This is a genomic window from Mesorhizobium sp. P3_B5, from assembly GCF_056402815.1.
In genome coordinates, this window is sequence record NZ_JBFUGR010000003.1 from 254,670 (window position 1) to 278,214 (window position 23,545).

Annotated in this window: 18 protein-coding genes; 13 read left to right on the forward strand and 5 right to left on the reverse strand. The window is 62.5% G+C overall.

What is annotated here, in order from left to right; translation table 11 throughout:
* Positions 1–126 precede the first annotated feature (126 nt).
* The 6 genes from AC1DVW_RS10985 (at position 127) to AC1DVW_RS11010 (ending at position 9,093) form a co-directional block, all read left to right on the forward strand.
* Entirely contained in the window at positions 127–1,215 is a 1,089-nt protein-coding gene (locus AC1DVW_RS10985) for a hypothetical protein (RefSeq protein WP_477272854.1), read from the forward strand.
* 46 nt (positions 1,216–1,261) lie between these two features.
* Entirely contained in the window at positions 1,262–2,407 is a 1,146-nt protein-coding gene (locus tag AC1DVW_RS10990; protein ID WP_477323033.1) for a hypothetical protein, read from the forward strand.
* 24 nt (positions 2,408–2,431) lie between these two features.
* Positions 2,432–4,342, forward strand: coding sequence for an AAA family ATPase (locus AC1DVW_RS10995; RefSeq protein ID WP_477323035.1), 1,911 nt, complete (start codon positions 2,432–2,434; stop codon positions 4,340–4,342).
* Between the two features lie 219 nt (positions 4,343–4,561).
* A complete protein-coding gene (locus AC1DVW_RS11000) occupies positions 4,562–5,869 on the forward strand; it encodes a DUF6638 family protein (protein WP_477323037.1) in 1,308 nt (435 codons plus the stop codon).
* 14 nt (positions 5,870–5,883) lie between these two features.
* Positions 5,884–7,008 (forward strand): DUF2333 family protein, encoded by a 1,125-nt coding sequence (locus AC1DVW_RS11005; protein WP_477323039.1) that lies wholly within the window; start codon positions 5,884–5,886, stop codon positions 7,006–7,008.
* 405 nt (positions 7,009–7,413) lie between these two features.
* Complete coding sequence (locus AC1DVW_RS11010) at positions 7,414–9,093, forward strand: formate--tetrahydrofolate ligase (protein ID WP_477272864.1); 1,680 nt, start codon at positions 7,414–7,416, stop codon at positions 9,091–9,093.
* Positions 9,094–9,162: 69 nt separating this feature from the next.
* Here the strand turns inward: AC1DVW_RS11010 and AC1DVW_RS11015 are convergent, their stop codons facing one another.
* Positions 9,163–10,479 (reverse strand): hypothetical protein, encoded by a 1,317-nt coding sequence (locus tag AC1DVW_RS11015; RefSeq protein WP_477323041.1) that lies wholly within the window; start codon positions 10,477–10,479, stop codon positions 9,163–9,165.
* A 528-nt stretch (positions 10,480–11,007) separates the two neighbouring features.
* Positions 11,008–11,652 carry a cysteine hydrolase family protein gene (locus tag AC1DVW_RS11020; RefSeq protein WP_477245572.1) on the reverse strand — a complete coding sequence of 215 codons (645 nt, stop codon included), beginning with the start codon at positions 11,650–11,652 and terminating at the stop codon, positions 11,008–11,010.
* Between the two features lie 126 nt (positions 11,653–11,778).
* On the opposite strand from AC1DVW_RS11020, the gene AC1DVW_RS11025 reads away from it, so the two are divergent.
* On the forward strand, positions 11,779–12,765 hold the full coding sequence (locus tag AC1DVW_RS11025; RefSeq protein ID WP_477323043.1) for a helix-turn-helix domain-containing protein: 987 nt from the start codon (positions 11,779–11,781) through the stop codon (positions 12,763–12,765).
* Between the two features lie 13 nt (positions 12,766–12,778).
* Here AC1DVW_RS11025 and AC1DVW_RS11030 read toward each other — a convergent pair whose 3' ends face one another.
* A complete protein-coding gene (locus AC1DVW_RS11030) occupies positions 12,779–13,336 on the reverse strand; it encodes a sugar O-acetyltransferase (RefSeq protein WP_477323325.1) in 558 nt (185 codons plus the stop codon).
* A 157-nt stretch (positions 13,337–13,493) separates the two neighbouring features.
* On the opposite strand from AC1DVW_RS11030, the gene AC1DVW_RS11035 reads away from it, so the two are divergent.
* The 4 genes from AC1DVW_RS11035 to AC1DVW_RS11050 all read left to right on the forward strand — a co-directional run bounded on the left by AC1DVW_RS11035 (position 13,494) and on the right by AC1DVW_RS11050 (position 17,794).
* Positions 13,494–13,955 carry a DUF4126 domain-containing protein gene (locus AC1DVW_RS11035; RefSeq protein ID WP_477323045.1) on the forward strand — a complete coding sequence of 154 codons (462 nt, stop codon included), beginning with the start codon at positions 13,494–13,496 and terminating at the stop codon, positions 13,953–13,955.
* Complete coding sequence (locus AC1DVW_RS11040; RefSeq protein ID WP_477323047.1) at positions 13,952–15,328, forward strand: FAD-containing oxidoreductase; 1,377 nt, start codon at positions 13,952–13,954, stop codon at positions 15,326–15,328. Before AC1DVW_RS11035 ends, AC1DVW_RS11040 begins: the two co-directional genes overlap by 4 nt.
* A 146-nt stretch (positions 15,329–15,474) precedes the next feature.
* A complete protein-coding gene (locus AC1DVW_RS11045; RefSeq protein WP_477323049.1) occupies positions 15,475–16,653 on the forward strand; it encodes an MFS transporter in 1,179 nt (392 codons plus the stop codon).
* Between the two features lie 85 nt (positions 16,654–16,738).
* Positions 16,739–17,794, forward strand: a complete 1,056-nt coding sequence (locus tag AC1DVW_RS11050; RefSeq protein WP_477323051.1) for a M14 family metallopeptidase — start codon at positions 16,739–16,741, stop codon at positions 17,792–17,794.
* 271 nt (positions 17,795–18,065) lie between these two features.
* Here AC1DVW_RS11050 and AC1DVW_RS11055 read toward each other — a convergent pair whose 3' ends face one another.
* Positions 18,066–18,836 (reverse strand): isocitrate lyase/PEP mutase family protein, encoded by a 771-nt coding sequence (locus tag AC1DVW_RS11055; protein ID WP_477323052.1) that lies wholly within the window; start codon positions 18,834–18,836, stop codon positions 18,066–18,068.
* 320 nt (positions 18,837–19,156) lie between these two features.
* Here AC1DVW_RS11055 and AC1DVW_RS11060 point away from each other — a divergent pair, with 320 nt between their 5' ends.
* Complete coding sequence (locus AC1DVW_RS11060; protein WP_477323054.1) at positions 19,157–21,346, forward strand: anthranilate synthase; 2,190 nt, start codon at positions 19,157–19,159, stop codon at positions 21,344–21,346.
* A gap of 6 nt (positions 21,347–21,352) precedes the next feature.
* Entirely contained in the window at positions 21,353–22,300 is a 948-nt protein-coding gene (locus tag AC1DVW_RS11065) for a cation diffusion facilitator family transporter (RefSeq protein ID WP_477323055.1), read from the forward strand.
* 112 nt (positions 22,301–22,412) lie between these two features.
* Here the strand turns inward: AC1DVW_RS11065 and AC1DVW_RS11070 are convergent, their stop codons facing one another.
* Positions 22,413–23,510: a hypothetical protein gene (locus tag AC1DVW_RS11070; protein WP_477323056.1), complete on the reverse strand. Its 1,098-nt coding sequence runs from the start codon at positions 23,508–23,510 to the stop codon at positions 22,413–22,415.
* Positions 23,511–23,545 lie beyond the last annotated feature (35 nt).

Below are 23,545 nucleotides of genomic sequence, written 5' to 3' on the forward strand. Positions count from 1 at the left end.
TTGTGTTTCAAGAGCGGAGCGAATTCTTTTGTTTTCGTGCCCTCTCTTGTCTTGCGTCTTTCATTCCCCGGATGCCCCACATATATTCGCGCCGACACGAAACTGATGCCGAAGCGGGAGGCCCCAATGGCGACATTGCAGAATTTCGATGCCGAAATTGCCAAGACCAAGCAGGTCGTGCAGGACATGCGCACCAAGATCGAGCAGTCCGGCACCGTGCTTGATACGCTGGCCACCGCCGACAAGAAGATCGGCGACGCCAATTTCGACATCGAAAACGCCCGCATCGAGGATGTGCTGAAGCAGCAGAAGGTCATGGAAGGCAACATCGCCGACCTGATTATCGGGCTGGAGGACGCCACCAACGTCTTCGGCGCCGAATTTGAGAGCATGAAGAATTACACCGGCTGGGAAAATCTCGTCGGCATCTTCTCCGACCAGAGCAAGCAGCGCATGCGCACCGATCGCGTGCGCAACATGTCGCTGGCCGGCAATCTGCAGGAACTTCTGGTCAAGTCCGACACCATCGTCGGCATCCTCAAGGCGCAAAAGGAGATCCTCGACCAGCGCTACAAGACCTCCGAAGCCAGCCTGTCGCAGGTCATCGAGCGCCGCAAGGTGACCATGGCCAACCTCGAAGCGGTGCAGAAACGCATCGAAGAGGTCAATCCGCTGCTGCTCGACATCGAGAACAAGATCGCGGCGTCGACCAGCCAGAAGGAGCGCACGCAGCTTGAAGGCGAGCGCTCGAAACTGGCCACCGAATACAACGAAAAGCAGGCCAAGGAGCAGGAATTGCTGGCCGAAAGCCAGACGCTGGAGCGCTACACCTCGATGTTCCAGACCTTCGTCGATTCGCTCAACAACCAGATCGCCGCGCAGTCGACCCTGATCAACAAGCTGACCATCGATACCGAGCAGCGCATCGTGCTCTACAAGGCGCTGGAAGATTCGCTTAAGACCGCCGCCCAGCAGGACGTTGCCCACAAGATCAACACGCTGGGCAGCCAGGTCGACAACGCCGCCGAAGAGACCATGGCCGGCATTGGTGCCGCCTCGCAGAAGCACATCGGCGATCTCTTGGAAATGCACGAGAAGAACATGGTCGGCAGCGCCGACATCCAGCGCCGCAAGAAGCTGGCCGACGATGCCTTCGCCCGCCGCTTCGACGAGGTAATGAAGAAGCACAATTCGGCAAACTACGTGCAGTCGTAAGGGTGCAGCCACCGCTCGCGTCCATGGCCATCCCAAGAGCACAAGCATGACCCCGGAAAACGAAGCGGCGGCCCGCTATTTTTCGGCGATCACGGCTGCACTCAGCGGCCTTGAAGTGTTCATGCGCGACGACCGCTCGCCGCTCTACCGGCACGGCATCGTCGCCAAGATCGTCGCCGAATATATTGCCCGGCTGGACAAGTCCTTTACCTGCTGGCGCAACCGGCTGGGCTTCATGGACACGTTCCGCATTTCGCGCGCCGAAAGCGGTTTTCCGGTGTTCCAGAACCTGCTCGAACTGGAAAACGACCGCCGCCAGGCCGACAGCCGCCTCGCCAACATCCCGCTGGCCGGCGAGTTGCGCGAGGAAATGGCCGACTTCATCCTGCGCCACAAGGAATTCCCCGAGGCGCTGCAGAAGTCGATGGCCGAGCGGCTCTATCTGGAAGACGTCAAGAGCGAGCAGACCTTCGGCCCGTTCTCGCTGGCGCAGACGGCTAAAGTCTCGGTCAACCCGAAGACCGGTCGGCCCTATTATCTGGTGCACTGGGCCACTTTCGACGGCAGCGCCAACCTGCCCCTGGTCTACATGGTGACGGTGGAGGATTCTTCCGAAGACATGATCCGCCAGCTTGTCGACAGCAGCGGCAAGCTCAACGACAAGGTCGACATTCCACTGCCCGTCGACGGCTTGCTCAATCCCGAGCTTGCCCACCGTTTCGACGATTTCACCGAGAAGAATTCGGCGTACACGCTGTCGCCGGCGACCATCGCGGTCAATCTCGACAAGGATTTCGAGCCGCTGCACCCCAAGCAATTGCGCAGGGTCGTGCTCGGCCCCTTCTATTCGGCAGGCATTACCGACAACAACTCGACGGTCACGGAAGTGCTGGCCAAGGTGCGCAAGCCTGAAAACGCCTGGCTGCTGACCTGGACCATCCAGGAAGTCTATTCGAAGGGCGAAAAGCCTGGCCGCAAAGGCCTGTTCTCCAGCGAGAAGACGACGCAGGAATTCTTCATCAACACCGACGATCTGGAGGCGGCGCGCCAGGGCGTGTCGAGCTATGAGAACCATGCGCTGATCCCGCATGAAGCCTATCAGGCGCTCTACGCCGCCGGCGAGGCGCAAAAGATTTTTTCGGGCTACAAGGTCCACATCCTGTCCAACGGACAGGTCATCAGCGACGTCTGACCGTCAAACCGCGGAGCATCCTTCATGGACACCGGCCTGACCACGATTTCGGAAGCCGCGATCGAAAAGCACCGCGCCACCGCGCAGAGCTTCATCACCCGCGTCGTCGTGCTGGAAGATCCTTCACGCGAATCCGGCACCGCACTTGCCGGCACAAACCGCCGCTTTGTCTCGACCGTCTCCGTCGGCTCGGTGCGGCGCACGCGCGAGGTCGAGCTGTCGAAGACAGTCGCCGCCGTTCATCCCGACGATCAATTGATGACCATCCCGCAGCACACGCTGTTGTTTCGTGCTCGGCGTGGTCTGGCGATTGCGCTGGCCATTGCCGATGTCTTCGCCGAAGGCTCGGACCTCGAAAGCCTGCAGGCCAAGAACACCCGCGCCCCGCTCGAAGGCGACGAAGCCACCACCTTCAAGAAGCTTCTGTCAGCCTCGGCTTACATTTCTGCCTTCAGCCTTGCCTCTTATCTGTTCCAGCTGGTCGACAGCGACGGCGAGGCGCCGAACGATATCCCCGAGCCGGACTTCCTGTTCGACACGCCGCAGGATGCGGTGAAGTCGATCGTGGCCGGCCTCGACAAGGCGATTGCTGGCTCAAAGGACGATGCCGATCTGATGACGCGGGCGCGCGCCTTTGCCCGTGTCGCCATCGACGGGCTGCTGGCCAGAAAAGGCCGCTTCGACGGCATCGGCCTGTTCGAGAACGCCCATATCCGCATCGACTCCGATGATTTCACCCTCGACGGTTTTGACGTCGCGCCGGGCAAGCGCTCGAAGCCGCTGGTGATGACCTTCAAGACCCCGGAAGAGGTCGTCGGGAACCACATCGCCAAATACCAGTCGGTGAAGCTTGCCAAGATGCTGATGGCCTATGATTTCGAACGCGAGCTGAACCCGTTCGTCGAGCTCGGCGGCTTCCTGTTCACCTTCATCGGCGACGGCGCGCCCGGCACCGGCAAGACGACGCTGATCCAGATGATCGCCGGTCTCGTCAACAATTACTGCCAGGTTGCCGGCTACCCCTTTGCCTACGAGAATTTCGGTGTCGACCAGATCTCCTCCTATCAGGGCAAGTCCGGCCAGAACTGCCGCCAGTTCATCAACAATGTCTTGAACCCGCGCGTCATCGGCTTCGGCACCATCGACGACATCGACCAGGTGGCCGCCAGACGCTCCGACGACCGCGCCTCGGCCGGCCAGCAGGAAATCACCGGCGTCTTGATGGACGCCTTTGCCGGCGCCGGCACCGTGGTGCGCGGCAATTGCGCGTTCGGCATGTTCTCCAACTACCCCGAAAATGTCGACGACGCGCTGCGCCAACGCGCCGGCGCCCGCTGGCTGGTCGACGGGCCGCAGAGCCGCGACGACTACATCGACATCTTTGTCCTGCTGGCGGGAAAGAACCACAAGATCCCGCTTGGCGACCACAAACTCTATGCCGCCCAGGAAATCCAGCGCGCGGTGACCGAAGCCTATGAGGAGCATGAAAAGCCGCAGGAAGACGGGCTGATCAAGGTCTACGAGCGCTACATGAAGGAAAATGGTGCGCCGAAATCGATGGCCGATATCGGCACCTATCTGCACATGATCAAGGATGCCGAGCCGCGCTTCACCGGCCGCGCCATCAAGAACGTCACCGACGCCATCAAGATGCGCGCCATGGACATCGAACTGCCGGATGAGTGGTTCGAGAAGCCGGAAGCCTTCATGCACAAGGGCTACGACGACAAGAAGGCGATGATCGAGGAACTGCGCGGCCCGTTCTCGATGGACATGGTCATGCAGGAGGTCAACCGCTACGCCGACTCGGAGTTCCGCTATTCCGACAAGTCCGACGACGCCGCGGTCACCAAGATGATCCGCGACACCCGCCTGCGCGACCGCGCCGTGCGCGAGATCGAGGAGATGAAGAAGAAGGGCCTGTGGAATGCGTGAAATGCGCCGCCGTCCCCTTCTCCCCTTGTGGGAGAAGGTGTCGCCGAAGGCGACGGATGAGGGGTGTTCCAGCTTGGCACCGACGGAGCTCCGGCCAACACCCCTCATCCGTCTCGGCGCTGCGCGCCGATCCACCTTCCCCCACAAGGGGAGAATGGAAGTCCGCGCCCCTCATCCGCCCTTCGGGCACCTTCCCCCCGTGAACGGGGAGAAGGGTAGATGACCCACCCCGCCAAGAAACCCGACCTTTTGCGCGACAATGAGCTGATCTACGGCCGGCTGCTGACGGTAGACGAACCGCATCTGATCCAGCGCTACAACAAGGCGATGGTGGCCTTCGGGCTCAAAGCCACCAGGCTGAAGAGCTTCCAGATCGATCGCACCGGCTTTTCGCCCGAGGTAGCCGAGGAATGTGGCGATTACGACTATCTCGATCCCGACGAGGTCAACCGTCGCTTCATCATCCTGACGCCGTCGCAGATCGACCTGCCGGTGGTCCACACCGCCTTTTCGAACACCTCGCAGCTGATGTTCGAGTTCATGTCGAAGAACCAGCGCGCCATCGACGCGCTGACCATCAAGGACGTCATCTACGGCGAGATCGAGGATTCCGTCCCCAAGGTCAACGACATCGAGGACCTTTTGTCGATCAGCCAGGTCGAGTTCAAGGTGCTGTCAGCGGAGGACGTGCTGGGCAAGGCCGCCGAACTCGGCAAGCTGGTCGACCGGCTGAAGCAGGAACCCGACGCCTGGCGCGACAACACCATGCTCACCCGCATGGTGGAACTGGCCAAGGTCTGCGGCGACATCCGCGAGAACGCGCTGGTCCCCGATCAGGTGATCTTTCGCCACAACGCTTACTGGACCAGCCATTTCGGCGGCCTCTACGTCTTCGTCGACCCTGATATGACGACCGTGATCAGCGATCCGGCCGCACCAGGCTTCCGCCGCTCACGGCCATGGCAGGTGAGTTACATCTCGATCAGCGATGCCGACAAGGTGTTCAAGTTCCTCGCCTCGACCGGCCGCATCGAGCTGCCGCGCGCCTCGTGGATCGAAACCTCCGGCTATCTCGAGCACCGCGCCGAAATGGTGGTGCGCGCGCTGATCCGCGACTCCGAGCCCGACCGCAATCTGACCGACGTCGACAAGGTCTGGCTGCAGACCTGGATCCACGGCCATGCCGACCTGATCACCAGGGACGGCAATTTCCCCTTCCTCAACGCGGCCAAGCGCGAGATTTCCCAGCTTGGCCATCTCAAGATCGACGACGTGTTCCCGCAGCAGCGCTTCCTGGTGATCCGGGCCAAGCCAGACCATCCCGATGCCTGGCTGACCAACCAGCTCATCTCGGATTTCGTGCCGCAGGACTTCGTCTCGCGCTACGTCTTCAACAAACCTGGCTTCTACAGGGACTATGACGGCTACAGCGACGCCTGGCGATCGCATGTTGTGGACGTTCTGAAAACCACATATTTGAAAGACAAGGTGGCGTTTCGCACGCGCCTCTATGGCCTGACTGACTGAGGGGTGACACAGCCATGCTTGATCCGATCGTGAATTTCTTCACCCGCATTTTCCAGTGGATTGGTCGCGGCATCGGCCTGCTGATCGGTGCGATCCTGTGGCCGTTCCTATGGGCCGGGCAGTGGTACACACAGCGCGGCTGGATTCTGAAGGCGGTGGTTGGCTTGGCGCTTCTGGTGCTGATCGGTCTCTATGCCAATTTCTTTTACGCCACCCAGTGGTGGAACAAGTTCGACCCCAACTACGTCGACAAATACATCTTCGAGAACCGTAATATTTCCGCTGGCGAGCAGGTTGCAGCAGGCGCCGGCACTGCCACCGCCAAGACCTGCGGAAACTCGGGCATCGCCCAGGTGGCGGCCGACCTCACCGACTTCAACGTGAACCAGAACGCCTGGATCTCGTCGATGATCCTCTACAAGCTCGGCCTGTTCGGCATCGACTGGGATCACACGCCGTGGATGGACAACAAGGCTTCGTTCCAGCGCGGCGTCAACCAGGCGGTGCGGCGCACGGCCACCGAACTGGCCGACAATCTTGGCCGCGTCCGCACCACCTCGCAGATCGACGCCGATCTGCAGGACGCGCGCGGCAATCTGCAGTTCGACGAGGAAACCTGGTATTTCGGCCTGAACCCTTTCGGCCCGAAGACCCCGACGCCGAGCTACTATCGCGATGCGGTGAACAAGCTGCGCTCTTTCAACGCCCGGCTGGCCACCTGCCAGGCGACATTCGACGCCCGCGCCGACAATCTGAAACAGTATATCGACCGCATCTCATCCGATATCGGCTCAACCTCGGCGATCCTCAAGGAACGCGCCGAAAATCACAACAATGGCTGGTTCGACTTCCGTGCCGACGACCGCTTCTGGTTCGCCTATGGCCAACTCTATGCCTATTACGGGCTGATGAAGGGCGCCCAGGCCGACTTCGAGGACGTGATCAAGGAAAAGCATCTCGGCAATCTGTGGGACACCATGGACTCGCAGTTCGTCTCGGCGCTGCGCATCCAGCCCTTTATCATCGCCAATGGCCGCGAGGACGGCTGGATCATGCCGACGCATCTGACGACGATGGGCTTCTACGTGCTTAGGGTCCGCTCCAATATGGTCGAGATCAGCAACGTACTGACCCAGTAGCGCTATCCGCTCGATGCATGTCGCCCAAAAGTGGTCCCGGTTTTGGGATAACGACATGCATAAGAATAAATCCTAAAGCGCATTTCGCTTTAGGCACGGCGATGGCGAATTTGCGCCGTCGCCTCTGTCGCAATCCGTGCATTGTGCGGCTGTTTTGAGACGGCGGAACAGCGCCCGCTCTGGCTTCTATACGGCGCGGCAACCGGCGCAAAAAGGATCCATGACAGGTCCTGCCGGCAGCTGGAGCATTTTTCTTCATAGGAAACATAGTTGCATGCAAGTTGACGCCACGGCAGCGACAGGGTTAGAACATGCCCGCGCGCCCAACGGCCGTTTCGAATTGCCTGCGACGACCATAGCCACCAAACCCGTCCCCTCCATCGTCCAATCCAGAGGAAAGCCGTCATGGCCGAAGTGAAGTCCGACATCGAGATCGCCCGCGGCGCCAAGAAAAAGCAGATTCAGGAGATCGGCGCCAAGATCGGCATCCCAACCGAGCACCTTCTGCCCTACGGCCACGATAAGGCGAAAATATCAGCCGAGTTCATCAAGTCTGTGAAGGGCAACAAGGACGGCAGGCTGATCCTGGTCACCGCCATCAACCCGACGCCGGCCGGCGAAGGCAAGACAACCACCACGGTCGGCCTCGGCGACGGTCTCAACCGCATCGGCAAGAAGGCGATCGTCTGCATCCGCGAGGCCTCGCTCGGTCCGAATTTCGGCGTCAAGGGCGGTGCCGCCGGCGGCGGCTACGCGCAGGTCGTTCCGATGGAGGACATGAACCTCCACTTCACCGGCGATTTCCACGCCATCACCACCGCGCATAATCTGCTTTCGGCGCTGATCGACAACCATATCTACTGGGGCAACGAGCTCGGCATCGACACCCGCCGCGTCGTCTGGCGCCGCGTCATGGACATGAACGACCGCGCGCTGCGCGAGATGATCTGCTCGCTCGGCGGCGTCGCCAACGGCTTTCCGCGCGAAGGCGGCTTCGACATCACCGTCGCCTCGGAAGTCATGGCCATCCTGTGCCTGGCCACCGACCTCAAGGACCTGGAAAAGCGCCTCGGCGACATCATCGTCGCCTATCGCCGCGACAAGTCGGCGGTCTATGCCCGCGACCTCAAGGCCGACGGCGCCATGGCCGTGCTGCTGAAGGACGCCATGCAGCCCAATCTGGTGCAGACGCTGGAAAACAACCCGGCCTTCGTGCATGGCGGCCCGTTCGCCAACATCGCGCATGGCTGCAACTCGGTCGTCGCCACCACCACGGCGCTGAAGCTCGCCGACTACGTCGTCACCGAAGCCGGCTTCGGCGCCGATCTCGGTGCCGAAAAATTCTTCGACATCAAGTGCCGCAAGGCTGGCCTCAAGCCGGCGGCGGCGGTCATCGTCGCCACCGTGCGCGCCATGAAGATGAATGGCGGCGTCAAGAAGGAAGACCTCGGCAAGGAAAACATCGAGGCGGTGAAGAAGGGCTGCGCCAACCTCGGCCGTCACATCGAGAACATCCGCCAGTTCGGCGTGCCGGCGGTGGTTGCCATCAACCACTTCTATTCCGACACCGACGCCGAGATCCAGACGATGAAGGACTACGTCGCCTCGATGGGTGAAGAGGCCATTCTGTGCAAGCACTGGGCCAAGGGCTCGGCCGGCATCGAGGAACTCGCCAACAAGGTGGTTGCGCTGGCCGAATCCGGCGCCTCGCAGTTCGCGCCGCTCTATCCCGATGCAATGCCGCTGTTCGAGAAGATCAACACCATCGTCCAGCGCATCTATCGCGGCTCCGAGGCGATCGCCGACAAGTCGGTGCGCGACCAGTTGCATGCCTGGGAGCAGGCCGGCTACGGCCACCTGCCGGTGTGCATGGCCAAGACGCAATATTCCTTCTCGACCGATCCGAACCTGCGCGGCGCGCCGACCGGCCACACCGTACCGGTGCGCGAGGTCAGGCTTTCGGCAGGTGCCGGCTTCGTCGTCATCATCTGCGGTGAGGTCATGACCATGCCCGGCCTGCCCAAGGTGCCGTCCTCGGAAAAGATCTTCTTGAACGAGATCGGCCAGATCGAGGGGTTGTTCTAAGAGCGCATCCGGACTGCAATGACAAAGGGCGCCGTACTGCCGCGGCGCCCTTTTTGCTTGCCGGGCTTCTCACGCCACTGTTGAGGACCCGACCTTCTTGATCCCGGCGACCGACATGCTGACGAACTGGTCGAGGATGGTGAAGAAGATGTCGAGGCTGAAACCGAACAGGAAGGCGAAGGTGAACAGGCTAAAGCCAATCCCCGAAACCTCGTCTCCAAGCTTGCTGCCCGGCGTCACGAACCAGGCAAGCACCATGCCGGCCAGCGCTCCCAGCGCGATCCTGTGGATCAACCGCGACAGCGGCGGATTGGGCAGCAGCGGATTGAGGATCATCCGCATGTGAAACATGATGGCTCCGAGCGCGCCGTAGAAGGCTGGGAGTATCCACAAGGCATATGGGCTGAGAACCTCGCCCAGCGTCTTTATCTGCGCGGTCAGCGTGTAGATCGAGTTCGGCGCGATGGTGATCACGCCGTCGCACTGCAGGCTGCGCGTTGCCTCGTCGAAATCGGCATTCACGTCCGTCACTTTTTCAGAAGACGCGCCTTCAGTATTGTTCGGGTTTTTCTTGTCGGTGTTTATCTGCGTGCAATAGGTATCCGGCTGGTTGGGGAGCTCCTTGATCTTGTCTGGACGCGTGGCTTTACTCACCCCAAGCGCCTGGTCACAGAACTGGTTAATCGCACCCTGCTGGGAGAATTGTGCCTGGCCCGCCGCTTCGCTATCGGCCGTGGATGTCGAATAGAGCTCGCAGTACATCCATTGCATTCCCCAGATCGGGAATTGCGCGTCCTCAGTCATGAACCCTTGCGCTCTTCTCACCAGGGAGGAAAAGCGCTGGTCGAGAGCGTGAAGGTTATCTTCCGAGTTGTAGTAGGCGTCCTTCAGGAGCGTCAGGTCCGTGATCGAAACCTGCTCGGACGATGCCGAGCTCAGTTGTTTCTTCGTCGCCCAAACCTGCCGAATCGCCTGCCCGAACCGTGCGCTGAAATCATTGTTGTCGATTTCTATGAGTTCGGAGTTTATCGCGGTTCCCTTGTTGTAAATGTACGTCAATCTTCCGGTTACAACCATGAAAAGCACGGAAAGAGCCACGAGAAAGTATGTCGCAAGCGCAGTCCTGCGCGACATGTCCCCGGGCGACCAGCCCGATCGCAGGGCCGCCAGGGTGGCAAATGGCACGGTGCCGGAGCAATCGTTGAACACCGTCTGAAGATTGACGACCTCAGGTTGGCTGGCCGTCGCATCGGGGAGCTTTTCGGCATTGCCAATAGCCGCAAACAGGGAACTGTCCTTGAACACGCCGTAGCGGCCGTAGCTGGCGACCAGCTTGGCATCCGCGATGAGTCCCGAAACGAGAGGGTCGGCCGGTGTCATCGTCATCGTGAAATCCCCCGCCTGACGACTACCCTAGATAGCCCGGCACATAGCCGTATTGCGATGGGCACCCGCACGGATATCCGGGCGGGCCGGGCGGCTGTGCCCAGCACCAAAAATTGGGAGTGAAGCAAATCGTCCCCGGCGCGTGCGGAGGGACCTGGGCGAAAGCGGGCCACGGCAAGAGTGCCGCGGCACCGGCCAACGCCAGAACGACTGCAGTTCTTGCAACTTGCGCTTTCACTTGTTTCTCCCGGGAAAGTCCACCGATCACATTCCCTGATCAAATATGACCGTTCCGCAGAGAGAGGCCCTCGTCTGTGAAAGACTTCACTCCGTTCTCCAGATCTCTCCAGATTCTGAAATAGAGCCCGCTCCGAATTCTAGCGTTGGCCGCCCATCATCCCGAAAGCGGATGAACCCAGCGGAAAAGAGTTCCATACGGGGCCGCGCCCCGGCGAAGGTGTTGGTGACCGGGAAACGTCAAGGGGCGCCACAGCCCTGCGGCGCCCCTTTTCATTCGCGGCAATTTGCCTACGCAGCGTTGCGCGCCAACGCGCGCTGGTTGGACGCATAGGGCGTGTCGCGTTCGGGCAGCGCGCCGGTCTTCAGGCAATCGATCCATTCGGCTGTCTTGAGCACCGCCGCGAAGCGCGACTGCAGGATGATGGTTACCACGCGGTGGATCTCCTCAGCCGAGGCGTAGCCGGCGCTGTTGGCATAGGGCAGCGAGCCGGTGGCGTCGGACAGGAACTCGACCGCAAAGCCCATATGCACGGCGTGGATGATGGTCGACAGATCGCAATTATGCGTCATGTAGCCGATGACGGTGATCGTATCGATGGCGTTGGCGTGCAGCCAGTCTTCGAGATCGGTGCCGGTGAAGGCGCTGGGCAAGGTCTTTTCGACATAGTGGTCTCGACTGCGTCTGGCGATCTCCGGATGCAGTTCGGCGCCATGGCTGCCCTTGGCGAAAACCGGCGATGTCTCGGGCGCCAGCTGCTTGATGACCACCACCTTCACGCCGGCCGCGGCGGCCGCGTCCATGGCCCGGGCTACGTTGACGACGCTGTCGCGGAACGGCGGATGCTTGATGGCGAGATTGCCGCCGTCATAGTCGTTCTGGACGTCGACGACGATGAGAGCGCGGCGCGGCGCGGTTTTGACTGGGTCAGACATGGTGTTTTCCTTCAGGCTTGAATGCGATGGCCGAAAATAGATGCGTCACCAAACAGTCGAAAGTGTCCCAATTGACATTGTTCGAAAGAATTGGGACATTCCAGTCCGACCCTCAATGGTGCTCCCATGGCCGATCCGATTGTTGCCGCCATCGCCTTCGGTGGCATCAGCCCGTTCCACCTCTCCGTGCCCTGCCTGGTATTCGGCGAGGATCGCACCGCGCTCGGCCTGCCGCGCTTCGACTTCCGCATCTGCGCACTCGAGGCGGGACCGGTCAGGACCGAAGCCGGGTTGACCGTGACCGCGCCGCATGGACTGGGCAGCCTCGACGACGCGGACATTGTGATCGTGCCAAGCTGGCGGGATCTGGACGATCCGCCGCCCGCATTTCTGACCGAGGCGCTGCGTCGGGCGCACCAAAACGGCGCGTTGCTTGTCGGGCTGTGCCTCGGCACCTTCGCCATTGCGGCAACCGGACTGCTTTCAGGGCGGCGCGCCGCCACGCACTGGGCCTATACCGAACGATTGCAGGCGCTCTATCCCGACATCGTCGTCAACGCTGACGTGCTCTACATCGACGAGGGCGATGTCATGACCTCCGCCGGTGTCGCCGCCGGGCTCGACTGTTGCCTCCACCTGGTGCGGGCGCGCTACGGAGTGGAGGCGGCACTACGCCTCGCGCGGCAGATCGTCCTGTCTCCGCATCGGCAAGGCGGGCAGGCGCAGTTCATCGAGCGCCCCATCGCCAGGGCCGAAAACGCAGACCGCTTCACACAGACCCTCGATGCGGTGCGCAAGACGCTCGGTGAAACGCACAGCCTGGACGACGTCGCTAATGCCGCAGGCTTGACCCGCCGAACGTTCACACGCCGTTTTCAGAAAACGATCGGCACCAGTTTCGGCGACTGGCTGACCGACCAGCGTGTCGCGCTGGCGCAGCGGCTGCTGGAGGCCACGGAAAAGTCGATGGACACGGTCGCCTTCGAGGCTGGCTTCGGCAGCGCCACATCGCTGCGCCAGCATTTCGCGGCGCGGCTGAGGACCTCGCCAGCGCAGTACCGTCGCGAATTCTCGAAGCGTATCGATCGGGACGAGCACGTCACCTCGCGCTGATCAGGCTGAATGGTCAGTCGCGCTTGAGCGACCGCGCCGGATTGCCGACGACGGTCATGTTCGCGGCCACGTCGCGCGTCACCACGGCACCGGCGCCGACAATGGCGCCCTCGCCTATTCTGACGCCGCCGAGAATGACCGCGCTGCCGCCGATCCAGGCATTGTCACCGATCTCTACCGGTCTGGCGATCTCCAGTCCCGCCTGCCGCCCGGCGGCCTCCTGGTGGTGTTCGGCGCAGTAGATCTGCACATTGGGGCCGAGCAGCGTTCCCTTGCCGATGCGCACGGTCGCCGTATCGAGAATGGTGCAACCGGCATTGAGAAAAGTGGCCTCGCCGAGAAAGATATTGAAGCCGTAAGCGCAGTGGAACGGCGCTTCGATCCGGGCGCCCTCGCCCGCAGCGCCGAGCAGCGATTTCAGGGCCGGTCCGATGTTGCCGCGCTGGCGAGGCGGCAGCGAATTGTGCTCGAACACCGCATCGCGTGCGATCACGCGCAACGCCTCCAATTCCAAATCGAGGCATGTGTACCATCCGCCCGCCGCCATCTTCGTGCGTTCGCTTTCGGTCACGGCTGCGCCTCCCGTCTCTTCCTCGTCCTGGACTGTCTTACCAAAGTACAATGCGCCCTGGCGCAAGAAGCGCCAGCGGCGACTCTGGTCAAGCGCCGGACCTATGCTAGCTTGCCCTCGCGGACCTGTCCCGGGCCTGCCATCGAAGGGATCAAACATGCTTTACCTTCTTGCACTTCTGATCGGCGTCATCGCCGGCCTGCGCGCCGGAACCGCGCTTGCCGTCACTGCCTGGGGCGCCTGGCTTGGCTGGCTTCCGGTCGCCGTCACCTGGGCGAGCTTCATGGGCCACTGGATCACCGTCGGCATCTCCACCATCCTGGGGATCGTCGAACTCATCACCGACCAGCTGCCGTCGACGCCGAGCCGCAAGGTGCCGCAGCAATTCGGCGCCCGCATCGTCGTTGGCGCCTTCACTGGCGCGGTAATCGGCGCCACCGGCGGCGCCACCATCGGCGGCCTGATCGCCGGGGTCATAGGCGCGGTGGTCGGGACGTATGGCGGTGCCGAAATGCGCGGCCGGCTGGCAGCAAGCTTCGGCAAGGACCTGCCCGCTGCCCTCATCGAGGACGCGGTGGCCATCATCGGCGGCTTGCTGATCGTGGCTGCGGTGGCATGACTGCAAAGACATACGACGCCATCATCATCGGCGCCGGACAGGCCGGCCCATCGCTCGCCGCCCGGCTGAATGCCGCCGGCATGAGCGTGGCGCTGATCGAGCGCAAGCTGGTCGGCGGCACCTGCGTCAACACCGGCTGCATGCCGACCAAGACCATGGTGGCCAGCGCCTATGCCGCGCATCTGGCGCGGCGCGCGGCCGACTATGGCGTGACGCTCGGCGGCCCGGTCGGCGTCAATTTCAAGGCGATCAAGGCGCGCAAGGACAAGGTCTCGAACGATGCCCGCATTGGGCTCGAGACCTGGATCGCCGGCATGGACAAATGCACGCTCTATCGCGGCCATGCGCGTTTCGAATCCGCCAACACCGTGCGGGTCGGCGAGGATCTGCTGACCGCCGAGCGCATGTTCCTCAACACCGGAGGCCGCGCCTCGGTGCCCGACCTGCCCGGCATCAATGACATTTCCTATCTGACCAATTCATCGATGATGGATCTCGATGTACTGCCACGCCATCTCGTCGTCGTCGGCGGCAGCTACATCGCGCTCGAATTCGCGCAGATGTTCCGCCGCTTCGGCTCCGATGTGACCGTCATCGAAAAGAGCCCGCGGCTCACCGGCCGCGAGGACGAGGATGTCTCCGCCGCCATCCTGTCGATCCTCGAAAACGAAGGCATTGCGGTCCATCTCGGCGCCGACGACATCGGCTTCGCCAAGCAGGGCAACGATATTGCAGTGACCTTCTCCGCCGGCAAGCCGCCGGCGGTCGGCTCGCATGTACTGCTGGCGCTGGGCCGCACGCCCAACACCGATGATCTCGGCCTGGACAAGGCTGGTGTCGAGGTCGACCGGCGCGGCTTCGTCACCGTCGACGACCAGTTGCGCACCACGGTGCCCGGCATCTGGGCGATGGGCGATTGCAACGGCAAAGGCGCCTTCACCCACACCTCCTACAATGACTACGAGATCGTCGCCGCCAACCTGCTCGACAACGACCCGCGCAAGGTAAGTGACCGCATCGAGGCCTATGCGCTCTACATCGACCCGCCGCTCGGTCGCTGCGGCATGACCGAGGCAGGGGTGAAAAAATCCGGCCGCCGCGCCTTGGTCGGCCAGCGGCCGATGACCCGGGTCGGCCGTGCTGTCGAAAAGGGCGAGACGCAAGGCTTCATGAAGATCCTGGTCGATGCCGACACCAGGGAAATCCTCGGCTGCTCGGTGCTTGGCCCCGGCGGCGACGAGGCGGTGCACTGCGTGCTCGACCTGATGTACGCCAAGGCGCCGATCGACACGCTGGCGCGGGCAACCCACATCCACCCCAATGTTTCGGAGCTTCTGCCCACCATCGCCCAGGACTTGAAGCCGCTCGCATAGAACCGCCTTCGAAGCTCCCTGCCGTTGATGCCGCGCTTTCCGCGAGCCCTCCGCTTTCTGCAATGCTGCATTGCAACAATGGCGATTGCGCGCGGCACACATATCCAGACAGTCTCGGCTTTGAACCGATTCATTCCGGACGCTCCATGCCCTTGCCGATCCTAGCGCTTGCCATTGCGTCCTTCTGCATCGGCACCACCGAATTCGTCATCATGGGGCTTCTGCCCGAGGTCGCCGCCGATCTCGGCGTTTCGATCCCCTCGGCCGGCCTTTTGGTCACCGGTTATGCGCTCGGCGTCGTCTTCGGCGCCCCTATCGTCGCGGTGGCCACCGCGCGCCTGCGGCGCAAGCCGGTGCTGATCGGTCTGACGACGATGTTCATGATCGGCAATCTGTTCTGCGCCATCGCACCGGGCTACTGGACGCTGATGGCGGCGCGCGTCTTCACCGCGCTCGGCCATGGCGCCTTCTTCGGCATCGGTTCGGTTGTCGCCGCCAGCCTGGTGCCGCGCAACAAACGAGCCAGCGCCATGGCGCTGATGTTTGCCGGACTGACGCTTTCCAACATTCTGGGCGTGCCGGCCGGCACCGCGCTTGGCGAAGCCTTCGGCTGGCGTGCCACTTTCCTCGCCGTGGTCGGCATCGGCCTCATTTCGGTCGCGGCAATCGCCTGGCTGGTGCCATCCGATGTCACTGAACCAAGCAGTGGCGGCCTGCTCGGTGAAGTCAGGGTGCTGGGCAAGCTGCAGGTCTGGCTCGCCATGCTGATCTCGGCAACGGCATCGGCCAGCCTGTTCGCCGTCTTCACCTACATAAAGCCCTATCTCATCGACGTATCCGGCCTTTCGACATCTGCCGTAACCTGGGTGCTGCTGCTGTTCGGCGGCGGCATGACCATCGGCAACATCATCGGCGGCAGGCTGGCCGACTGGAAGCTGATGCCGACGGTGATCGGCACGCTCTTGATGCTGGCGCTGCTGTTGCTCGGCTTCGCCCAATTCGGCACAATTGCCGTGGTCGCCATCGCCATTGTCTTCCTGTGGGGCCTGCTCGTCTTCGTCGTCGTGCCGCCGCTGCAGATCCGCGTCGTCGAAGCCGCAGCCGAGGCGCCGAACCTTGCCGCCACGCTGAACCAGGGCGCCTTCAATGTCGGCAATGCCAGCGGCGCCTGGATCGGCGGCATCGCGCTGTCCTGGGGCGTGTCCTATGCCAATCTGCCCTTTGTCGGCTCGGCACTCGCTTTGTTGGCGGTCGCTATCGCCGTGCTGTCGCAGGCGCTCGACCGGGCAGCGCCCGCAGCAGCCCTTCAGGCCCCGGCCGAGTAGCTTGCGCCCATCGCGCCCAACGCTGGACCAATCGACAGCGTAACGACAAAGATGCATGTCTTCGGCTCATTTTCGGAGACATCCCATGCAGAAATCGATCGAGCGCATCTCCGGCGACACCGAAGGTGTTGCCTACGAATTTCCGGTGTTCCGCTTCGCGGGCGCGGATAAGGCTGCCCCTTCGGCCTATCTGCAGGCAGCACTTCATGCCGGCGAACTGCCGGGTGTGGTCGCCATCGACGCGCTGATGCCGATGCTGGCCAAAGCCGAGGCGGAGGGACGCATCAAGGGTTCGATCACCATCGTGCCCTGGGCCAACCCGATCGGCCGCGCCCAGTATCATTTCGGCGAGCATCAGGGCCGTTTTCACCTGGGGACCCGAACCAACTTCAACCGCGGCTTTCCGCTGCTGGCCGCGCCCGACACCTCGCTCTTGCCGGACACCACACATGGCACGGCAGACCAGCAGCTGAAGACGCGGCTGCTGCAGCTTTCGCTCGGCCACGACATCGTGCTCGACCTGCATTGCGACGACGAGGGCCTGGCCTATCTCTACGTCCACACCAGCCTATGGCCGGCGATGGCCGATTGTGCCGCCGCCATGGGCGTCGATGCGGTCATGCTGTGGCACGAAGACACCGACGGCACTTTTGAGGGTGCCTCGATCATGCCCTATCAGAACGTCCCCGCCGATGTGGCGCGCTTCGACCGGCGCGTCACCACCACGGTCGAATATCGCGGCATGCTCGATGTCGATGGCGCCCTGGCCGGCGCCGATGCCGAAGGGCTCTATCGCCTGCTGGTGGCGCGCGGCGTGATCACCGACCCGGCCCTGCCCGCGCCCAGTTCATTCACCGGCATAGCTGCACCACTCGAAAACATCGACATGATGCCTGCGCCGCGCGGCGGCGCCATCCTCTACGACGTGAAGCCCGGCGATCGCGTCGCCAAGGGTGCGCGCCTGGCCACCATCGTCCACACGCCGGGCGAAGCCGGCGGCCGCACCGAGGTTTTCGCCCCGCAAGCCGGCATCATCCTGACCCGGCGCTCGCGACGCATCATCCGCGCCGGCGAAGACCTGCTGAAGCTGGTCGGGGACAAGAAGAGCGCCGACGCAAGGTCGGGCACGCTGGAGGATTAGGGAAGCATTTGCTTGGTAGTTGCCGAAGCGCCGATAGCTTCGTCATTCTAGGGCGGAGCAAGGAGCGAAGCGACGCAGCGCAGACCCTAGAATCCATGCCGTTACATCTGAGCGGCGCAGCGATCGAGAATTGTGCTCCGCTGCACTCCAAGGCGAAGGTCGCGGCATGGATCCCAGGGGCTCCGCGACGGAGCTTCGCTCCTGCTTCGCCCAGGGATGACGAAGTCGGGGGCTTATGCCCTTTCCCAACTGGCTGTCCAATGCAGTAGTACTAACCAGAAATAGCCTGTCGCGCCTTCGCCTCCAGCCATTCGGCCATCTGCCGGTAAGGCACGGGGCCGTGGCTAACGCGGGCAACGCCAAGTTCCGCCAGGCGCTGCCGTGGCGGTACATGCGCCAGCGCAATGATGTTGACCGGCAGATTGATCGACTTGCAGAGCGTCTCGATCAGGCTCGCGTCACCGAGACCCGCCGCAAAGAAACCGTGCGCTCCGGCCTTCTCATAAGCGTGCGCCCGCTCGATGGCCTGCTCGACCAAAGCCTTGTCGTGCGTGTCCGGCTTCGCCTTAAGGAAAAGGTCGGTTCGTGCGTTGATGAACGCCGGTATTCCGGAGGCTTTCACAGCGGCGGCTGCCGCATCGATGCGTTTCACCTGCACCGCGATGTCGTGCAGGCCACTGCCGCCGACGATCTGATCCTCGAAATTGAAGCCGATGGCGCCCGCCTGTAAGGCGAGCGTCACGGTGCGGGCGACGATTTCCGGAGCGACGCCGTAGCCACCCTCGAGATCCATGGTCACCGGCAGGTCGACGGCCGCAACGACGCGCTTGATGTTTTCGAGCGCCAGCTCCAGCGGGATTTTCTCGCCGTCGGCAAATCCGAAGGCGGCCGCGACCGRCCAACTTCCCGTAGCAATGGCCTTGGCCCCTGCTTTCTCGACGATCTTGGCACTGCCCGGATCCCATGCGTTGTAGAGAACGACTGGGTTTCCCTTGACGTGAAGGGCGTGGAACGCCCGCGCGCGGTCGATTTGCTCGGTCATTGGTGTCTCTCACATCTTCCTGCTGTTGGATCTCCAGAGTAGGTGGGACTGCCGGCCTTGGCGATGTGCCATGAGGCGTCGAAGCGGCAGCCACCAACAGACTTTTCAAACCTGTTGCGCATCGGGCCTTTCGCGGCTATGGATTTCGCCATGAACATGCGCTCGATCAAGACCATTTGGTGGTGGGCTCGCTGACAGCGGCCTGTTCGAACGCGTGCGCGTGAAAATAGAGGGTGGCCGCAACGGAATGTCCGGGCGGCCATTTGTTTTTTCAAGCCATTCCCGGGTCCGTTGCCCCAAAGACGCTGATGGAGACGGCAATGACGATGAAAGTTCTGGAAAACGGGGCGGAAAGCTTCGTCACCGCGGGTGGCGTCACCATCACCCGCGAGCGCCACGACCGGCCCTATGAGGGCGCAATCGACACCTATGTCGACGGGTTGAATTCGCGCCGGGGTGCGGTGTTTTCCTCGAATTACGAATATCCCGGCCGCTACACGCGCTGGGACACCGCCATCATCGATCCGCCGCTGGTGATCTCGGCGCGCGGCCGCGCCATGCGCATCGAGGCGCTGAACAGCCGCGGCGAGGTGCTGTTGCCGGTGATCGGCAAGGCGCTGGCCGGCTTGGCCGAGGTGACGATCGCCGAGACGTCGAAAAAACTGATCCGCCTCGACGTCGCCAAGCCCGGCCGTGTCTTCACCGAGGAAGAGCGCAGCCGCGTCCCTTCGGTGTTTACGGTCCTGCGCGCCATCACCGCTCTGTTCAAGACGGCGGAAGACGCCAATCTCGGCCTCTACGGCGCCTTCGGCTACGACCTCGCCTTCCAGTTCGATCCGGTCGACTACAAGCTCGAGCGCAAGCAGAGCCAGCGCGACCTCGTGCTGTTCCTGCCCGACGAGATCCTGGTCGTCGACCATTATTCGACCAAGGCCTGGACCGACCGCTACGACTATTCCGGCGACGGATTTTCGACCGAAAGCCTGCCGCGCGACGAGATCGTCGAGCCGTTCAAAACCCCCGACCGCATCCCGCCGCGCGGCGACCACGAGCCCGGCGAATATGCCAATCTGGTGCGCAAGGCGATGGACAGTTTCAAGCGCGGCGACCTGTTCGAGGTGGTGCCCGGCCAGATGTTCTACGAGCGCTGCGAGACGCAGCCGTCCGAGATTTCGCGCAAGCTGAAGACCATCAACCCCTCGCCCTATTCCTTCTTCATCAATCTCGGCGAAGGCGAGTACCTGATCGGCGCCTCGCCGGAAATGTTCGTGCGCGTCAACGGCCGCCGCGTCGAAACCTGCCCCATATCAGGCACCATCAAGCGCGGGGACGACGCCATTTCCGATAGCGAGCAGATCCTGAAACTGCTCAACTCAAAGAAGGACGAATCCGAACTTACCATGTGTTCGGACGTCGACCGCAACGACAAGTCGCGCGTCTGCGAGCCGGGTTCTGTGCGGGTGATCGGCCGCCGCCAGATCGAGATGTATTCGCGACTGATCCACACCGTGGATCACATCGAGGGCCGGCTGCGCGAAGGCATGGATGCCTTCGACGCCTTCCTGTCGCACGCCTGGGCAGTCACCGTCACCGGGGCGCCGAAATTGTGGGCCATGCGCTTCATCGAACAGAATGAGAAGAGCCCGCGCGCCTGGTATGGCGGGGCAATCGGCATGGTCAACTTCAATGGTGACATGAACACCGGCCTGACCTTGCGCACCATCCGCATCAAAGACGGCATCGCCGAGGTGCGCGCCGGCGCCACGCTGCTCTTCGACAGCATTCCCGAGGAAGAAGAAGCCGAAACCGAATTGAAGGCATCCGCCATGCTCTCCGCCATCCGCGACGCCAAGTCGGGCAATGCAGCCGGTACCGAACGCACCACCGCGCGCGTTGGCGACGGCGTCAACATCCTGCTGGTCGACCACGAGGACTCCTTTGTCCACACGCTGGCCAACTATTTCCGCCAGACCGGCGCCAATGTCTCGACCGTGCGCACGCCAGTGCCGGAGGAGGTGTTCGACAGGCTGAAACCGGACCTTGTCGTGCTATCGCCCGGGCCTGGCACGCCGAAGGACTTCGACTGCGCCGCCACCATCAAGAAGGCGCGTGCCCGCGACCTGCCGATCTTCGGCGTCTGCCTCGGCCTGCAGGCGCTGGCCGAGGCCTATGGTGGCGAACTCAGGCAGCTGCACGTGCCGATGCACGGCAAGCCTTCGCGCATCCGCGTATCGAAGCCCGGCATCATCTTCTCCGGCCTGCCCAAGGAAGTAACCGTCGGCCGCTACCACTCGATCTTCGCCGATCCGGTGCGGCTGCCCGACGATTTCATCGTCACCGCCGAGACCGAGGACGGTGTCATCATGGCCTTCGAGCATCGCAAGGAGCCGATCGCCGCCGTGCAGTTCCACCCCGAGTCGATCATGACGCTCGGCCACAATGCCGGCATGCGCATCATCGAGAACATCGTTGCGCATCTGCCGCGCAAGGCTAAGGAAAAGGCAGCCTAGGGCGAGATGGCCGAAACGGAGAACATGACGGCGATCGCGGCCAAAGCCGCCGCCAAGCGCAAGGTCGCCAGCCTCGCCTTCTGGTCGATCGTCGTCGCCTTTGTCGTGCTCGGGCTCAAGCTCGCCGCCTGGTACGTCACCGGTTCCGTCGCGCTCTATTCCGACGCGCTGGAATCGATCGTCAACGTCATCAGCGCTGCCGCTGCGCTATGGGCGATCCAGATATCCCACAAGCCGGCCGACCAGGATCATCCCTTCGGTCATCACAAGGCCGAATATTTTTCGGCCGTGCTCGAGGGCGTGCTGATCGTGGTGGCAGCGCTGCTGATCATTGCCAAGGTGTGGCAATCATTGCCCCATCCGACAGCGCTCGAGCAGCCGTGGCAGGGCTTGGCGATCAACGGCGGTGCAGCCGCCACCAACGCAATATGGGCATGGATCCTGATCCGCAACGGCCGCGCCGAGAGATCGCCGGCACTGGAGGCCGACGGCCATCACATTATGACCGACGTCGTCACTTCGGTCGGTGTGATCGTCGGTCTTGTCGCAGCTGTTGTGACGGGCTGGCATGTGCTCGATCCACTGCTTGCAGGGTTGGTTGCACTCAACATCCTCTACCAGGGCTGGAAGCTTACCGGCGATTCGCTCAATGGCTTGATGGACCGTGCCGTCGACACCCAGGAGCACATGCACATCCGCGACATCATCTCCGCCAATTCGAAGGGCGCGTTGGAGGTCCATGACCTGAAGACCCGCATCGCCGGCCGCGCCACCTTCATCGAATTCCACATGGTCGTCGATGCCGACATGACGGTTGGCGAAAGTCACGTCATCTGCGACCGCATCGAGGATGCGCTCAAGGTCGAAATCCCGTCGGTGCGCGTCATCATCCATGTCGAGCCGGAGGAAGAGGCAAAGCTGCCCAAGGGCACGACGGCCGTGCCGTTCGCGTGAGGCGGTTGGCACGGCGTTGGAGATTGGCCGAGGCCTCTCAACTTCGTCATTCTAGGGCGAAGCAGGAGCGAAGCTCCATCGCGGAGACCCTAGAATGACGAAGCGTCGGACCTCATGGAGAACAAGCCGACTGCGGCATCGGCTCCAGCCGATAGACCTTGTCGTCGGATACGGTCTTGCCCTCAGCCGCCTTCGAACACAGATCGACAATGGCCAGGCTGCTGTTGGGGTTAGCCAGCATCATCGTGCCGTTGGCGCCGCGCTTGAGGAAGATCTCCTCCTGCGTGATGTCGCAGGAAAAGTTGCTCATCTTAGCGCTCGCTGCGCAGCGCCACTGGTCCGCTTCACCCTGGCAGGAGTAGGTCTGCGTGACCTTGGCTCCGTTCTTCCTGGTGGTGACCGAAACGGCGATGTCGGCGCCATCAGGCCAATTGGCGGCATCGCCGCCGGCCGCGAAGGACGCCAGTTCGACCGGGCCACGGAAAACCCGGATGGATTGCGTCACCTGGTCGGGATGCGAGCTCAGATGCGCGGCATCATAGTCACGCCCGTAGCAAAAAGCCTGGCCCGGCTTCAGCCGCTCGCGCAATGGCGGACCCAACGCCGGATCAATCGGGTCGATGCGCGCGAACTCGGCCTGGCAGGTTGCCGCCGGCATCGGGTCGAGGCGGAAATTGTCGTCCTCCGAGCCAAGCGCCTGCCTGTCGTACTCAGCCTCGCCGAGTTCGTCTTCCGATCCCGCGTCGAGATAGAGATCCTGGGAAACATCAGTAACGATTAGACGGCCTTTGTCGTCGAGCTTCAGCGAGGCCATCGTGCGGTCGCAGTCCATGCCGCAACGGATCGGCCCGGTCTTGCCGTCCTCGGACTCGTGGCTGCACCAGCCGCTGGCCCATTCCGGCGCCTTGGCGCCGCGCACGGTGGTGGCGATAAAACCATTGTAGGACGAGTCGGAATTTGTGGCCGGCTCCTCGTTCGGACGGCTCACCGGGTCATGGCCATAGAGGAAGAATATCCTGGCTACCTTCTGCTTCGGATGCGCCTTGAGGTGTGCGGCATCGTAGACCCGGCCGAAGCAGGCATCCTTGCCGTCCGGGCTCATTTCGGTGAGCTTGAGGGCCTCGTCGGCAAGGGCCGAGCCGGCAAGCGCGCCGAGCAGCGCGGCGCCAAATCCGGCGCCGGCAACGATCTTCCATCTCCCGAACGCCATGTGACCCTCTCCCTCGCATCGACAGGACGTAACGT